This is a genomic window from Pseudomonas synxantha (genome assembly GCF_900105675.1).
Taxonomy (GTDB): Bacteria; Pseudomonadota; Gammaproteobacteria; order Pseudomonadales; family Pseudomonadaceae; genus Aquipseudomonas; species Aquipseudomonas synxantha.
This window is the reverse complement of sequence record NZ_LT629786.1, coordinates 2,408,408-2,423,136: the sequence shown is the minus strand read 5'-3', so window position 1 is coordinate 2,423,136 and position 14,729 is coordinate 2,408,408. Positions and strand designations below refer to the sequence as shown.

Genomic DNA, 14,729 nt, shown 5'->3' with positions numbered 1-14,729 from the left:
TACTGGCAGGGTGCCACAATGGCGCCTTTGTCGTAGCAGTCCAAACAGGCGGTTTGCATGAACAGCTTCAGTCGTGCGCAGGATCAGGACGACGTGATCGAGGAGCAGGTGCGAACTGACCGTTTGCATCAGCTGTTTCGCCAATCGTTTTCCGCGGTGTTCGGCAGTTACTTGGGCGCGGCCATGCTCTGCTGGCTGTGCTGGGATCGCTTTGAGCACCGGGTCATGCTGGTGTGGCTGGTGTTGCTGGCGGGTGCGTCGCTGCTGCGATTGAAGATGTTCATGGGCTGGTTTGGGTGCCCTGACAGCGAGCGCACACCCGCTCGCTGGGAGCGGCGTTACTGGGTCACATTGATGTTATCGGCCGGCATCTGGGGTGGCGGTGCGTTGGCGGTCATGCCCAGTGACGACCGGGTGTCTCAAGTGCTGGTCATGTTGTTTACCGTAGGCATGTCGGTCAGCGCTGTATCCTGTTACTCAGCGTATCGCTACATGACGCTGGGGGCCATGGCCCTGGTGCTGCTGCCGTGTACGCTGTGGTTGCTATTGCAGCCTTCATCGATGCAGGTGGGCGTGGCGCTTGCGGTGCTGGTGTTCTCGACCTTTGTGATGAGTGCCACGCGCAAGCTGTCTGATGCCCTGGAAAAAGCTTTTCGCCTGACCCGGCAAATGGAACAGGCCCACACCATTTCAACCCATGCCGCACAGACCGACGAACTCACCGGCCTGAAGAATCGTCGTGCTTTCTTCGAGCATGCCCAGTTGTTGTACACGCAGTGTCGACAGAACCAGCAGCCGCTGTGTGCGCTGATGCTGGACATGGACCATTTCAAATACATCAACGATACCTACGGCCACCAGGCCGGTGACCAGGTGTTGCGCCAGGTCGGCGGTGTGATCAGCGCTTCGTTTCGTCAAGCCGACGTGTCCGGGCGCCTGGGCGGTGAAGAGTTTGCCGTGCTGCTGCCCAATACGTCCCTGGAGACTGCGCGGGCTATCGGTGAGCAATTGATCGAAGCGATTGCCGGCTTGAGCGCTGAACCGGTGCAGGGCCTGACCGCGAGCCTCGGGGTGGCGTCGACCGAGGGCAACGAGCACGATCTGCCCGGCCTGATGAACGATGCCGACCAGGCGCTGTACCGCGCCAAATCCCTGGGTCGCAATCAGGTCGTGATCGCGCAATAGGCTCAATCCTTGGACATGGCCCTGGCCAGGGCGCGTGCGACCTGTTCGGCAGAGTAGGGCTTGGCGAGGAATTCGAAACCTTCGTAGCCGCTGTCGGCCAGTTCTTCGCTGTAGCCCGAGGTGAGCACCACCGGCAGGTCGGCACGGCGCTCGCGCAGTAACCTGGCCATCGCCACGCCGGTCATCCCGGGCATCACCACATCCGAAAAAATCGCATCGAACGCCCCAGCGTCGGGGCCTGCGAGGGCCAGTGCCTGGCGAGCGTCGGTGGCCCAAGTGGTCTGGTAGCCCAGGTCCTGGAGGATCTGGCTGGCGAAGCGTCCCACTTCCAGGTTGTCTTCCACGATCAGCACATGGCGCTGGATGTTGTTCGGCAGTGGCACGAACTGCTCGGGCGTGGGCGATGGCGGTGCGTCCTGGCTGTCCACCTGTGGCAGGTACAGGGTAAACACCGTGCCTTGGCCGAGGGCGCTGGATACGTCGATATTGCCACCTGATTGCTTGGCAAAGCCAAACACCTGGGATAGACCCAGGCCTGTCCCTTTGCCCACCGCCTTGGTGGTAAAGAACGGCTCGAAAATGCGTTCGAAGGTGTCACTGGGAATGCCGGGGCCGGTGTCTGCCAGAGAAATCGTCACGTAGGGCAGGTGCGACCCGGCATCCCCGCGGATGCGCGGCAGGGGCTGGTGCCCGGTGACTTTCAACGTCAGTGTGCCCTGGCCTTCCATGGCATCGCGAGCGTTGAGGGCGATGTTGATCAATGCAGTCTCGAACTGGCTCGGGTCGATGCGTGCGTAGCAAGGCTGATCAGGCAATTGCACCTTCACGTGGATACGTGCGCCGGTGACGCTTTCAAGCATTTCACCGATGTTCTGCACCCGCTGACCGACATCGAATACCTGCGGGTTCAACGGCTGGCGACGGGCAAAGGCGAGCAGTTGACTGGTCAGCTTGCTGGCCCGCTCCACCGTATCGGAAACGGCGCTCATGTAGCGCTGGCGACGTTCTTGCGCCAACCCCGGTTGGCGCAGGAAGTCCACGGACGAGCGAATGATGGTCAGCAGGTTGTTGAAATCATGGGCCACGCCGCCAGTAAGCTGGCCGATGGCTTCAAGCTTTTGCGATTGGCGCAGTGCAGCCTCGGCCTGGGCCAGGGCGAGGGTACGTTCTTCCACCCGCTGCTCCAGGGTGGCGTTGAGTTCGGTGTATGCCGCCAGCCCCTCGCGTACGGCGGCATCGGCGCGCACGCGCTCAATGTGCGCCCAGGAGCGCTCCGTGACTTCGCCCAACAACGCCAGGTCGTAGGAAGACCAGTAGCGGGGCTGCTTGTCATGTATGGCCATCAACGCGGTGAGGCGCCCATCCTTGATCAGCGGCATGCAGATGGTGGCGGTTACGCCCAGGGCCTGGAAGGTCGCCGACTCATCGGCCGGCAGTTCGACCAGGTTATTGCAAATCACCAGCGGCGCGCCGGCCCGCAGGCAGGTCACGGCGCGTTCGCCGAACTGCGCCAGGCTGTAATGGCCGATGATGCTTGGCGAGCCGTTCGCCGCCCAGTCGCCGCGGATGGTGAAGCCGTCTTCATCGGCATCCATGTCGGCGTAAGCGCAAATGGACACCTGCAGGTGTTGCGCCAATAACTGGGTGGTGGCGGTCATGATTGTTTCGGCGTCGGTGGCGTTGGCTACAGTGCTGCCGATGGCATCCAGCACTTCCAGGCGCCGGGCGAGAAACACAGTGGCGGTGGTCTCGGTCACCGTGTCGAGCATGCCGACCACCTTGCCCCGGGAGTCACGGATGGGGCTGTAGCAGAAGGTGAAGTAGGCTTGTTCAGGCACATCATTGCGCTGGATCAGCAGCGGGAAGTTCTCGATGAAGGTGGCATGCCCATCGAATGCAGCGCTGGCGATGGGGCTGATATCGCTCCACACCTCATGCCATACCTCGTTGAACGGGCGGCCCAATGCCTCAGGCTTGTTACCCAGGATCGGGGCGAACGCATCGTTATAGAGCGTAATCAATTCAGGCCCCCAGACGATGGCCTGGGGAAACCGGGAGGCGAAGCACAGCGCGGCGGTGGTCTTCAATACGTCGGGCCACTGCTCCAGCGGCCCCAGGGGCGTACTGGCCCAATCATGCTGGCGGACCCGCTCGGCCATGTCGCTGCCGTCTTGCAGCCAATTCATCATTGGGTCAACACCTTATTTGCCACGGTTCAACTATTGCCTGAAACGTCAGGTCGCAAGCAACAGACCTGCATGACCGCAACCAGTTCAGCGCGACCATGCAGGTGATAGCAGTTTGAACATATCTGCATATGGATGAATAAATTCAGCGCTTTCCAGGCGCTCGCCCAAGGCTTATTGGGCGGCGAATACTCCGGTCCAGTAGATGCCCGCGTCGCTCTTGGGATCCATCGCGTAGGCGGCCCCCAATTCGCGAAATTGCGGGTTCATGAGGTTGGCGCAATGGCCAGGGCTGGCGAGCCACCCGTCGACGACCTTGCGTGGGGTATCGAGGCCGGCGGCGATGTTCTCACCAATGTTCTTGGCGATATACCCGGCCAGTTCGGCGCGGTCGCCAGGGGTACGGCCGTCGTGGTCCAGGTGGTCGAAGAAATTGCCGTTGGCCATGTTACGTGTGTGGCTGTTGGCAGCGCTGGCGAGTGCATCGTTCCACGACAGCGGGGCGGCGGCGGTGAACGCCTGGGTGCCGCAAGTGCGCGATTCTGCGCGAGCGGCGTTGACCAGGTTGAGCAGTTGCCTGCCCTCGGTCTGCCAGTCACCCAGGCCACTGGTCACCAACGGGCGGGCCAATACGATGCGCCAGTCCTGGCCGCTGTTGCTCACGCCGATGTCGACAAATTGCGGGTCCAGCACCACCCGGCAGAAGCTTTCGCGTACCGCTTTCATGGCGGCGTCGGCGTCCTTTGGCCCGGACAGGCTGATGGCCTGCACGTTGACCATCGGGTACGCAGCCCGCGCCAGGGACTGCTGCAAGTCGCCGACGTTGGAGGCCGGCAGCACCAGGCGTGTGTCGCTGGTCAGTGGCGGCAACTCCTGGGAGCCTTGGTCACCGCAGCGTTGCAGCTGGCTGCGGTATTGATTGATCTGTTGTATCAACTGACTTTCTTCATTCGCCATCGCGCTGGCGCAGAACACCGTACTGGCGGCCAGCGTCGTAAGACCCATCATCAATGACAGAACGCGCATGGACGTTACCCTTGAGCTTGAAAGTGCCCATGATGCGCGATCCAGGTGCATCCATGCACCCGTTGGTCCGAACTTTTTTTCTTCAGTTCTTGAATGTCGAATGTTTTGCGCCCTGATCGCACAGGGCAAACACCACCACCAACAGCGCAGAAACCGCGAGGATGATCACCACCCCATCGGTGGAATGGGTGGCCGAGGCCGCCACCATCGACAGCGCGCCCAGCGGTGCCAGGCCACCGGCAATGGCCGTGCCGATTTCACGCCCGGTGCCGAAGCCCGATGAGCGCGTCTGGGTCGGGAACTGCCGGCTCAGGAACGAGCCCTGGGGAGCGAACATCATCGGCGCGAGGATGCCGGTGCCTACGCCGATGGCGAGGTAGATCATCAGGCTTTCGCCACTGTTGAGCAGCGCCAGGAACGGGTAGGCGAACAGCAACGAGCACAGGCCACCGAGCATCAGCACGGTCTTGCTGCTCCACTTGTCGCACAGCCAGCCGAAGCAGGGCACCGCGACGATGGCGACCAGGCTGGCGATGGTCACCGACAGGGAGGTGACATGCACGTCTACGCCTTTGAATTGAGTCAGGTAGGCCAGAGAGAAGGTCTTGAAAATGTAGCTCAGGGCGTTGTAGCCAATAGCAACAAAGAACACCACCGCGAGGCCCTTGAGATCGTTCTTGAACAGCGCCTTGAGCGGGGACGGCTTGGCCTTGACGGCCTCTTTACTCAGTTCCTGGAACTGCGGGGTTTCCGGAATGCTGTTACGTACCCACAGGCCCACGCCCACCAGCACGATGCTGCAGATAAATGGAATACGCCAGCCGCCAGCCAGCAGGAACTCGTTGCCGTTGATGGTCAGCAGGTAAATGGTCAGCGAGGACAGCAGCAGGCCCAGGTTCAGGCCCAGTGCCGGCCAGGCGCCCTGGCTGCCGCGCTTGCCCTGGGCGGCGTGTTCGTAGGATGTCACTGCGGCGCCCGACAACTCGGCACCGGCGCCCAGGCCCTGGATGATGCGGATGAACACCAGCAGGATCGGGGCCCAGATGCCGATGGAGGCGTAGCTGGGGATCAGGCCGATCAGCGTGGTGCACACGCCCATCAGGCAGAAGGTCAGCACCAGCACCTGCTTGCGTCCGAACTTGTCGCCCAGGTAGCCAAACAGGATGCCGCCGAACGGGCGGGCGATAAAGCCGATGGCGAAGGTGGAAAAGGCCATCAGCGTGGCCGTCTTGGGGTCGCTGTTATCGAAGAAGATCTTCGAGAACACAATGGCCGCCATGGTTGCGTACAAGTAAAAGTCGTACCACTCCAGCATCGAGCCAAAAATGGTGGCGGCCGCGACTTTGCGCAGGCGCTTTCGGGTTTGCACAGGCGTTTCGGTGCCGGGGATGGAGGCGGTTGCCGTCATGCTGGACTTCCTTCTGGGTCTTTGTAGTTATTGTTGGGTGAACGGGCAGAGCGGGTATTACTCGGGGTGGAACAGGCGGTCGGCGATCATCGCGCCGATGGGCATGGCTGACGTGGCGGCCGGCGAGGGCGCGTTGCACACGTGGAGCATTCGCGAGGTCTGTGCGAACAGGAAATCGTGGACCAGGCTGCCATCGCGCATGACTGCCTGGGCGCGGATACCGGCCTCATAGGGCAGCAGGTCGTCGAGGGTCAGGGACGGGCAGTATTTGCGGCACTGCTCCAGGTAACCGGACTTGAACAGCGAGTTCTTCATCTCGGTGGTACCGGAGCCGAGGTTTTGCCAAAGGGTTTTCCAGAAACCCGGAAAACTGGCGTACTGCGCCACGTCGCGCCAGTTCACCGAGAACTTGCGGTAGTTCTCGCGCCCCAGCCCGAGTACGGCATTCGGGCCGACGGTGACGCTGCCGTCGATCATGCGGGTCAGGTGGACGCCGAGGAACGGCAGCTCCGGATCGGGAATCGGGTAGATCAGGTGGTTGACGATGTTGTTCTTCGATGCCGGCAGGCGGAAGTACTCGCCGCGAAACGGGATGATCTGATGATCAATGCTGATTCCGGCCAGGCGGGCCAGGCGGTCCGATTGCAAGCCGGCGCACACCACCAGGTGGCGGGCTTGCCAGGTTTCGCCATGGGTACTGACGGTGACTTTATCGGTGTCTTCGTGAATGGCGGTTACTGTGCGCTCCAGGCAGATCTGCCCGCCGCCGCGACGGATCACCTGGGCCATGGTCTCGCACACCTGGCGGTAATCGACGATCCCGGTGGCGTCGAGAAACAACCCGCCGAGGCCGACAATGTTCGGTTCACGCTGGCGCAATTGCTCGGCATCCAGGCGCTCGACCTGCATGCCGTTAAGCTGGGCGCGGGCGTGCAACGCTTCCATCCGTTGCATTTCCAGCGGGCTGGACGCCACCAGCAGCTTGCCGCACACCTCGAACTTGATCCCGTGATCACGGCAGAACTGCTTGGTGGCTTCAGCGCCGCGTTTGCACAGGTCGGCCTTGAGGCTGCCGGGGGCGTAGTAGATGCCTGCATGAATCACGCCGCTGTTGTGACCGGTCTGGTGCTTGGCCAGCACCGGTTCTTTTTCCAGGATCACCAGTGACGCGCCTGGCTGGCGCTTGAGCAATTCCATGGCGGTGGCCAGGCCAACGATGCCGCCGCCGATGATGCAAAAATCGTGAATCATTGCAGGAGTTCCCAAGTCACACATTTCAGTCTGCTTATCAGGTTGTCAGACTAATGTTTTTGTTAAAAAAATGGCGTGTCCCAGGACACGCTATAAACACAGTGGATCAATTCGTGGTCGGCAATTCCAGTTGCAGGCGGCGTGCTGCTGCACGCAAATGCGCCTCGGCGCTGGCGGCTGCGCGTTGAGCGTCGCCGTCGGCAATGGCTTGGTAGAGCTGCTGGTGTTCCTGGGTCGCATCGGCCGAGCCGGTAGCGAAGCGCGACGCGGAGTTTTCCCACGCGGTCTTGCGGGCACTGGCCAACTGGCTCCTGAGGAAGTCATGGAAGGCCACGAAGTAGTCATTCTTGCTGGCGTCGGCGATGGCGCGGTGGAATTCCACATCGGCCAGGGCCGCGGCCTCGAAATCGTCACGGTTGTCCTGCATGGCCTGCAAGGCGCTTTTCATGCGTTGCAGGTCGGCAGCGTCACGTCGCTGGGCGGCAATCGAGGCGGCCTGCGTTTCGATCCACAGGCGCACTTCGAACATCTGCGCCAGGTCAGGCCGGCGCCCGTTCGGCTGCGGGAAACGGAACACCGTGCCAGCGGGCGTCTGCGAAATAAATGAGCCCAGGCCGCGGCGGGCGGTGAGGACGCCGTCAGCCTTGAGCTGGGCAATGGCTTCGCGCACCACGGAGCGGCTGACGTTGAGCTGTTCAGCCAGTTGCTGTTCGGTAGGCAGGCGCGACTCCGGGGCCAACTGGCCGGATTCGATTTCTGCGCGAATCGCGCTGACAACCCGTACGACGAGCGAATCGGGGCGCTGGAGCTCAAGCATGATGAAACCTTGGTGATCAGGTTGTCAGACAATAGTCGTTACGATTTTAACTTGTCAATATTTGTCTGCTCCGAGCCGGCCCGTTTGCGCGCGCGATTCCAGGCAATCACACCGGCGAGCAGGATCAACCCCGCTGCTGTGGCGAAGGTGGCATGCAGGCCGGCGGTCACAGTCTGTGGCGTAGCCTGGGTGACATCCGGGCTGCTGCGGGCGAAGACCGCGCCCAGGACCGATGCGCCGAAAATCAGGCCCAGGTTGCGCGACAGATTCAACAGACCGGCAACGGTACCCCGGCGTGTCGCCGGCACATCGCTCATGACCGCGGTATTATTGGCCGCCTGGAACAGGCTGTAGCCCGTCGTCAACCCCATCAGCGCCGCGATGTACGCGACGAGCCCCGAGACCTGCGACAACCACAGGGCAGCGCACAGCATCGTGCCTATGCCCAACAGGGTCAGGCGCCGGGTACCCAGGCGGTCGGTGAGGTAGCCCGCCGGTATGCCGGTAATGGCCGCGACCGCCGGGCCAACCGCCATCGCCAGGCCCATCAAGGCGGGATCCAGGCCCAAGCCACGGGAAAGATAGAACGGGCCCACCACAAACGTGGCCATGATCACCGCCGACACGAGGGCGCTCATTGCCAGGCCGGCGCGCAACCCCGCATCGCGCAAGGGCGACCGGGATGTATCCGGGAGTGACGCGTCACGGCGGCAAGCATCCATCGGCAGATAGCGATAGGCGAGGACGGCGGCCAACCCGGCCAATGGCATACCGACCAGGAACAACGCCTGCCAGCCCCAAAGATTGAGTAATAGCCCCCCGAGGCTTGGGCCCATGGCGGTGCCAAGCGCTGACATCGTGCCGAGCAGGCCCATGACCCGACCAGTGTTTTGCTTGCTGACCGTGTCACCAACCATGCCCAGGGTCATCGCCATCATGATTGCCGCGCCCAGGCCCTGCAGCGCCCGTGCGCCGATCAGCCAGGGCAAGGAGGGCGAGGCGGCACAGCCTGCGCATGCCAGGGCAAACAGCAACAACCCGGCCAGCAACAGGCGTCGACGACCCAGGTAGTCGCCCAGGCGCCCGGCGCTGACGATCACTGCAGTGATGGCTAACAGGTAGGCGAGCACCACCCATTGCACTGCGTGAAACGATGCCGCGAATGCGTGCGCCAGGCTTGGCAGACCGACATTGGCGATGCTGGTGCCCAGCGCCGCCAACAACATGGATAACGACAAGGCGACAAGGCCGCCGCGTGAGGACGTCTGCATGAGCGTTTCCTTGAGTGAATGCGACTGTCACAAATCTACGGCGTCACCTAAGATGGCGGAAGACGCATGGGTTGCAGGTTATAGCTGCACAAAACGCCTCATCGGGGCATGGTGTTCCACAACTACTGGTACGCCACCGGACCTGTGGGAGGGGGTTTGCCCCCGATGGCCATGGGTATCTACACATCTTTGATGTAGCGACCGCCGGTAACCACGATGCGCAGCGAGTCGCTCTTGATCTGGCTTTTGATCTTGATCTTAGGCGCCCCGTTAAACCACGCTGGCCGGAATTCGACAGGGATTTGGGGGGTAAACCGGCAGGGATGCCGGTTTAGCCGCCCCGCGCCATGGATGGCGCGTGGCGGCGGCCCCCCAAATCCATGGCGGATTACGGGCACACCGAGCCTGGGCGAGGTGCCGAGTGGTGGGGCAAGAGCGTTTGGTTACTTTGCGCTTTTCAAAGTGACCCGCTGTAAAAGCGGAACCAATAGTGGCCGTTGCCCAAATAACGGGTATGTACTCGGTCTGATCCAACATTCTGTTCGGCTGTCAGGCCGCCATCGGGGGCAAGTCGAATCGTCGCACCGCCCCTCCCACATTTGGATCGCGGTGCATCAGTTAGATAGCTATAAGTTGCCAGGCAGCAAGCTCCCTTGCAGAGGAGCAGCGGCGTACCAAAGTTGTGTAGATACCCATGCCCCGATGGCGGTGGGTCAGCTGCAAATGTATTGACTGACACTCCCTCATCGGGGCAAGGATATCTACATAACTGTGTAGAAGCCGACGGTAACCACGATGCGCAGCGAGCCGCTCTTGATCTTGATCTGCTTTTGATCTGAGCCGTCCCGTTAAACCACGCTGGCTGTCAGGCCGCCATCGGGAGCAAGCCCCATCCCACAGGGGGGCTGCGCTTAACTGACCGGCGTTAGGGCAAGCCGCTCCCCCATTTAGAGCGTCGCGAGGGTGAGCGCCTTCGGCAATACCCATACTCATCGGAGCCCGCATGACCGACTTCAATTTGCTGATCACCCTGGATATTTTGCTGGCCGAAGGCAGCGTCGCCCGTGCCGCCAAGCGCCTGCGCCTGAGCCCTTCGGCCATGAGCCGGGCCTTGGCGCGTTTGCGTGCGGCCACTGGTGATCCGTTGCTGGTACGCGCCGGTCGCGGCTTGGTGCCGACGCCACGGGCGTTGCAATTACGCGAGCAGGTCAGCCAACTGGTGCAGGATGCCTACGCCGTGCTGCGTCCGGCTCACAGCCTGGATCTGGGTGGGTTGGTGCGCACCTTCACCCTGCGCACCAGTGAGGAGTTTGTCGAAAGCTTCGGCCCGGCGCTGTTGGCGCGCATCGCACGTGAGGCCCCAGGTGTGCGTTTGCGTTTCGTCAATAAAAGCGACAAAGCCAGCGCGCTGTTACGTGAAGGCGGTGTCGACCTGGAAACCGGTGTGGTCGATGCCGATGCCAGCCCTGAGGTGCTGACCCAGGCGCTGTTTCGTGACCGCCTGGTGGGCGTGGTGCGCGATGGCCATGCCTTGAGCGGCGGCAAGATCAGCGCCGCGCGTTTTGCCCAGGGGCAACATGTCTATGTGTCACGGCGTGGGCAGGATCGTGGTCAGATCGACGCTGCACTGCAGGCCCTGGGTCTTGTACGGCAGGTCGGTATCGTGGTCGCCGGCTTCAACACTGCCATCGCCCTGGCCCGCGAGACTGACCTGATCGCCAGCGTGCCTGAGCGCTACATCACCGTACCGGCCCGAGGGCTGCACTGCTTTGAACTGCCGGTCACGTTACCGACGTTCACCGTGGCAATGCTTTGGCACCCACGCCAGGATGCCGACCTGGGCCATCGCTGGCTGCGCGGTTGCCTGCGCGAGGTATGCGGGCCATGAGGGGGCCGCAACGGGTACAATCGCCGCTGCCTTGACGCGAAACTCCAGGAATTTGCATGTTCAGCCTTACCCGCTATACCACGCCGTGCCCAGAATCGGTCAACAGCCAGATCCTGCAGATGGTGGTGGACAACCTCACCGACATCAGCAGCGTGGCGTTGGCGCCAAGCAACCTGCTGTACAACATCTACCAGTACGCCATTGGCTTTGAGGTGCATCTGTACCTTGAGGCGTTGAATGGCACAAAGGGCATTGCCGTCGAGTTGGTCGTGGCGATGCAGGCAGAGACCGTTATTGGTTTTTGCCTATACCTGCCGGTGAAGGACGATCCAGAGGCGTGTGGCATAGCCTTCATGGCGGTGCAGGCTGGCTTTCGTCGTCAGGGTGTGGCGCGGGGCATGCTGGGCGAGGTGCTGGCGCGCTATCCCCATGCTGAGCTGGCCTGTGCGGTGGAGAAGGTCCCGGTCTTCGAGGCCATAGGGTTCCGAGTGCGCGGGGCGCGGGGTACGCAAGTGTTGATGAACACCCGCGACTACGGCACCGACGGGCTGATGGGCGTGCTGGATGTGGCGCCGATCTATAGCTCGCTGGAAGTACGCCAGATCCATACCTACCTGCTGCAAAAGCACGGCAAGCGCGCCATGGTCGACGCGGAGAAGCAGCGCGACCGGCACCTGGATCAGTTGACGCGCAAGGTCCAGCTGTTTATCCAGGGCCGTTCTCCTACCGCCTGACGCGATTGACCATCCCCAGGATGGTCGCCAGCAATTCCTCTTGCGCCTCCTCGCGGCTGATCTCGCCATTGGCCGCCGCATGGGACAACGCTTCTGCTGCGCCGAGCATGGCCCGCAGGCCAGCCTGGGAAATACTGCCACCTGAGGCGAAGGGGGCCAGCGCGTCGCGGCATTTCTCCAGGAAGATCGCCTCATATTCACGCTTGAGCGCCTCCAGCTCCGGCGAACCGCTCAACGCTGCAATCACCCCCGGGATTTCCCGGCCTTGCAACAACACGCAATCGACATAGGACGAGGCGATCACCCACGCCCGGTCCTCCAGCGTCGCGTTGCTGGTCTGGATGGCATCGGTAAAGACCTGATCCTGACGCTCGTCGAAATCTGCATACAACGCGGTCAGTAACCCTGCACGCGTAGTGAAGTGGTCGTAGACCACCGGCTTGGTAACGCCCGCCAGTTCTGCCAGACGGCCCAGGGTCAGGGCGTCGGTGCCCTCTGCGCGGACCAGTTGCCAGGCCACATCGAGTAACTGGCGCAGGCGACCTTCACGGGATAGACGCCGACGCGGGGCAGGGGATTCAGTGCTTGACATGCTTATATACCAAAAGTAACTTATTCAACTTAACTTACTAAAAGTAGATTAAGCCAAAAGGGAGTCAAAGTCATGCACGCACTGATTGTTGTTGCCCATCACGACCCGCAATCCCTCACCCACAGCGTGGCCGCCCAGGTCGGTGCCGGTTTGACCGCCGCCGGCCACACCTTTGAAATCGCCGACCTTGCCGCAGAAGGCTTCGACCCTCGCTACACCGCCGCTGATCACCAGGTGCACCGTAATCACGCAACGCCGCCAGCCGACGTGGTGGCCGAACAGGCCCGCATCGAGCGCGCCGACGCCCTGGTGCTGGCGTTCCCGATCTACTGGTGGTCAATGCCGGCCTTGCTCAAGGGTTGGGTGGACCGCGTGTTTGTCAATGGCTGGGCGATCGACTATGGCCCTGACACAGCGGTGGAGAAAAAATTGCGGCACTTGCAGGTGCACCTGCTGGCCCTCGGTGGCGCGGATGAAAGCGCTTTTGATCGACACGGTTATGCCAAGGCCATGCGCACCCAGATCGACTACGGCATTTTTGATTACTGCGGGGCGCAAGTACTGACCTCCGAGCTGTTGCTGGACTCGGAAAGCGGTAGTGCCCAGGCGCATTTGCAAGCGGCCAGGGCCGTGGGGCTGGGAGTGTTTCAGCGCGAGACGGTCGCGGGATGATTCAAGCGTCGCGAAACAGGTCGTGGGCATCCAGCAAGCGGTAGGCAATCTCCGGGCGTTTCTCGAGGCCGCGGCGGATCGACGTCGGGATCGCTTGCCGGGTCTTGCGGCACATGCCCGGCAGTTCGTCGATGACGATCTGGATCCCGCGCATGCTCTTGACCTCGGTGTGCCCTGGCGCGATATGCACGCGGATGCCGAGTTGCTCGTACATCCGCTGTTGCATATGTTCCAGGTCTTGCAGGCTTTTGAGGTTTTCAAGGCGCTCGAGCAGGATTTTTTCCTGCTGTCGCGTCAGTTGGAGGATGCGCAGGTCAGCGCCGGGCGCCTCCAGCAGTTGTTCACGGTCGCAGACACAGGCGCCGGGTGGGCAAGGTTGGCGAATGCTCATTGACGCTCCCGGCGAGGTTTCACGGTCGGCGTCTCAGTAGGTCAATTGCACGCCCAGGCTGCCCAAGGCTTTCCAATACCCTGGGTAAGTCTTGGCCACGCAGTCCGGGTCCTGGATGCGAATGCCCGAGACTTTCAGACCGGCCAGGGCAAAGCACATGGCGATGCGATGGTCGGCGTGGGTATCGATCAGCGCCGTGCACGTGGTGCCGGCCAGGGCAGGGTCGCTCGCAACCAGCAGATCATCACCCTCGATGGTCGCCAGGCCTGGGCGGATCTCATTTAGGCCATCGTGCAGCGCCTGTACGCGATCACATTCCTTGACGCGCAGGTTCGCCAGTTCAGTGAAACGCACCGGGGTGTTGTTGAATGCGGCGAGGACGGCCAGGGTCGGGATGGCGTCCTGCATTTGTGAGCCCACTACCGTGGCCTGCATATTCGGGAACTGGGCGATCACGGCCTGGGCCTCGGCGTCCGGCTGGGTGAAATCCTGTGCCGCGACACCGATATCGATACGGCCACCGGTCAACACTTCGGCGGCCCACAGGTAGGTGGCGGCGGACGCGTCGGGTTCGATCAGGTAATCGTGCGCGCTGTAGCCGGTCGGGGCCACGCGCCAGGTGGTGTCGTCCACGGCTTCGACCTGGGCGCCGAATGCGCGCATGCAATCGAGGGTCAGGTCCACGTAGCCACGGGCACCGATGTCCTTGCCGGTCAGCGCCACTTCAATCGGCGCCTCACCACAGGCTGCGAGCATCAGCAGGGCTGATACGTACTGGCTGGACAGGCCGCCATCGATTTCAAAGCGCTTGGCTTGCACCTTGCCCACGCCGTGCACGGTCACCGGTGGGCAGCCGGTGGGGCTGTCGACCTGGATACCGTTCTGGCCCAGGGTAGCCAGCAACGGGCCGATCGGGCGTTTTTGCATGTACTCGTCGCCGTCCAGTACCACGGTGCCTTGCACGGTGGCCACGGCCGCAGTGAGAAAGCGCATGGCGGTGCCGGCGTTGCCGAGGAACAACGGCTGGGCCGGCAATTGCAGCGAACCTTGGCTGGTGACGACGAAGGTGGTGTCGTCCGGTTCATCGATGCTTACGCCCATCTGGCGCAGGGCGACCGACATGTGGCGAGTATCGTCGCTTTTCAGCGCACCGCTCAAGCGGCTGGTGCCCTTGGCCAATGCCGCCAGCAACAGGGCGCGGTTGGTAATGGACTTGGAGCCGGGGGGCGCAACCTTGCCATTGAGGGGAAAGTCGGGCGGTGTAACGGTCAAGGTTTTCTGCGAACTCAAGGGACAAGGCTCCTGGTC

General features: G+C 62.2%; 13 protein-coding genes. 4 read left to right on the top strand and 9 right to left on the bottom strand.

Features of this window, described 5'->3' with window-relative positions:
* Window positions 1–57: 57 nt before the first annotated feature.
* Entirely contained in the window at window positions 58–1,185 is a 1,128-nt protein-coding gene (locus BLU48_RS11525) for a GGDEF domain-containing protein (protein ID WP_057022446.1), read from the top strand.
* Window positions 1,186–1,187: 2 nt separating this feature from the next.
* Here the strand turns inward: BLU48_RS11525 and BLU48_RS11520 are convergent, their stop codons facing one another.
* The 6 genes from BLU48_RS11520 to BLU48_RS11495 form a co-directional block, all read right to left on the bottom strand.
* Window positions 1,188–3,374 (bottom strand): GAF domain-containing hybrid sensor histidine kinase/response regulator, encoded by a 2,187-nt coding sequence (locus BLU48_RS11520; protein ID WP_057022445.1) that lies wholly within the window; start codon window positions 3,372–3,374, stop codon window positions 1,188–1,190.
* Between the two features lie 171 nt (window positions 3,375–3,545).
* Window positions 3,546–4,397: a CAP domain-containing protein gene (locus BLU48_RS11515; protein ID WP_057022444.1), complete on the bottom strand. Its 852-nt coding sequence runs from the start codon at window positions 4,395–4,397 to the stop codon at window positions 3,546–3,548.
* An 82-nt stretch (window positions 4,398–4,479) separates the two neighbouring features.
* Window positions 4,480–5,805 carry an MFS transporter gene (locus BLU48_RS11510; protein ID WP_057022443.1) on the bottom strand — a complete coding sequence of 442 codons (1,326 nt, stop codon included), beginning with the start codon at window positions 5,803–5,805 and terminating at the stop codon, window positions 4,480–4,482.
* 57 nt (window positions 5,806–5,862) lie between these two features.
* Complete coding sequence (gene lhgO, locus BLU48_RS11505; RefSeq protein WP_057022442.1) at window positions 5,863–7,056, bottom strand: L-2-hydroxyglutarate oxidase; 1,194 nt, start codon at window positions 7,054–7,056, stop codon at window positions 5,863–5,865.
* 106 nt (window positions 7,057–7,162) lie between these two features.
* Complete coding sequence (locus BLU48_RS11500) at window positions 7,163–7,873, bottom strand: FadR/GntR family transcriptional regulator (protein WP_043051049.1); 711 nt, start codon at window positions 7,871–7,873, stop codon at window positions 7,163–7,165.
* A 38-nt stretch (window positions 7,874–7,911) separates the two neighbouring features.
* Complete coding sequence (locus BLU48_RS11495; protein ID WP_057022441.1) at window positions 7,912–9,144, bottom strand: MFS transporter; 1,233 nt, start codon at window positions 9,142–9,144, stop codon at window positions 7,912–7,914.
* A 1,003-nt stretch (window positions 9,145–10,147) separates the two neighbouring features.
* On the opposite strand from BLU48_RS11495, the gene BLU48_RS11485 reads away from it, so the two are divergent.
* Window positions 10,148–11,032, top strand: coding sequence for a LysR family transcriptional regulator (locus tag BLU48_RS11485; RefSeq protein ID WP_057022440.1), 885 nt, complete (start codon window positions 10,148–10,150; stop codon window positions 11,030–11,032).
* Between the two features lie 56 nt (window positions 11,033–11,088).
* Window positions 11,089–11,766, top strand: coding sequence for a GNAT family N-acetyltransferase (locus BLU48_RS11480; protein WP_057022439.1), 678 nt, complete (start codon window positions 11,089–11,091; stop codon window positions 11,764–11,766).
* Here the strand turns inward: BLU48_RS11480 and BLU48_RS11475 are convergent.
* On the bottom strand, window positions 11,756–12,358 hold the full coding sequence (locus BLU48_RS11475; protein WP_057022438.1) for a TetR/AcrR family transcriptional regulator: 603 nt from the start codon (window positions 12,356–12,358) through the stop codon (window positions 11,756–11,758). The genes BLU48_RS11480 and BLU48_RS11475 overlap by 11 nt on opposite strands.
* Window positions 12,359–12,430: 72 nt before the next feature.
* Here BLU48_RS11475 and BLU48_RS11470 point away from each other — a divergent pair, with 72 nt between their 5' ends.
* Entirely contained in the window at window positions 12,431–13,030 is a 600-nt protein-coding gene (locus tag BLU48_RS11470) for an NAD(P)H-dependent oxidoreductase (protein ID WP_057022437.1), read from the top strand.
* Between the two features lies 1 nt (window position 13,031).
* Here BLU48_RS11470 and BLU48_RS11465 read toward each other — a convergent pair whose 3' ends face one another.
* The gene (locus BLU48_RS11465; protein WP_057022436.1) at window positions 13,032–13,421 is read right to left on the bottom strand and encodes a hypothetical protein; all 390 of its coding nucleotides are present in this window, start codon (window positions 13,419–13,421) and stop codon (window positions 13,032–13,034) included.
* Between the two features lie 33 nt (window positions 13,422–13,454).
* Window positions 13,455–14,711 (bottom strand): 3-phosphoshikimate 1-carboxyvinyltransferase, encoded by a 1,257-nt coding sequence (aroA, locus tag BLU48_RS11460; protein WP_057022435.1) that lies wholly within the window; start codon window positions 14,709–14,711, stop codon window positions 13,455–13,457.
* Window positions 14,712–14,729 lie beyond the last annotated feature (18 nt).

What these genes read in the sequence shown, in the direction of transcription:
- BLU48_RS11525 (WP_057022446.1), top strand. Translation starts at nt 58, where the DNA reads ATGAACAGCTTCAGTCGTGCGCAGGATCAGGACGACGTGATCGAGGAG.
- BLU48_RS11520 (WP_057022445.1), bottom strand. Translation starts at nt 3,374, where the DNA reads ATGATGAATTGGCTGCAAGACGGCAGCGACATGGCCGAGCGGGTCCGC.
- BLU48_RS11515 (WP_057022444.1), bottom strand. Translation starts at nt 4,397, where the DNA reads ATGCGCGTTCTGTCATTGATGATGGGTCTTACGACGCTGGCCGCCAGT.
- BLU48_RS11510 (WP_057022443.1), bottom strand. Translation starts at nt 5,805, where the DNA reads ATGACGGCAACCGCCTCCATCCCCGGCACCGAAACGCCTGTGCAAACC.
- lhgO (WP_057022442.1), bottom strand. Translation starts at nt 7,056, where the DNA reads ATGATTCACGATTTTTGCATCATCGGCGGCGGCATCGTTGGCCTGGCC.
- BLU48_RS11500 (WP_043051049.1), bottom strand. Translation starts at nt 7,873, where the DNA reads ATGCTTGAGCTCCAGCGCCCCGATTCGCTCGTCGTACGGGTTGTCAGC.
- BLU48_RS11495 (WP_057022441.1), bottom strand. Translation starts at nt 9,144, where the DNA reads ATGCAGACGTCCTCACGCGGCGGCCTTGTCGCCTTGTCGTTATCCATG.
- BLU48_RS11485 (WP_057022440.1), top strand. Translation starts at nt 10,148, where the DNA reads ATGACCGACTTCAATTTGCTGATCACCCTGGATATTTTGCTGGCCGAA.
- BLU48_RS11480 (WP_057022439.1), top strand. Translation starts at nt 11,089, where the DNA reads ATGTTCAGCCTTACCCGCTATACCACGCCGTGCCCAGAATCGGTCAAC.
- BLU48_RS11475 (WP_057022438.1), bottom strand. Translation starts at nt 12,358, where the DNA reads ATGTCAAGCACTGAATCCCCTGCCCCGCGTCGGCGTCTATCCCGTGAA.
- BLU48_RS11470 (WP_057022437.1), top strand. Translation starts at nt 12,431, where the DNA reads ATGCACGCACTGATTGTTGTTGCCCATCACGACCCGCAATCCCTCACC.
- BLU48_RS11465 (WP_057022436.1), bottom strand. Translation starts at nt 13,421, where the DNA reads ATGAGCATTCGCCAACCTTGCCCACCCGGCGCCTGTGTCTGCGACCGT.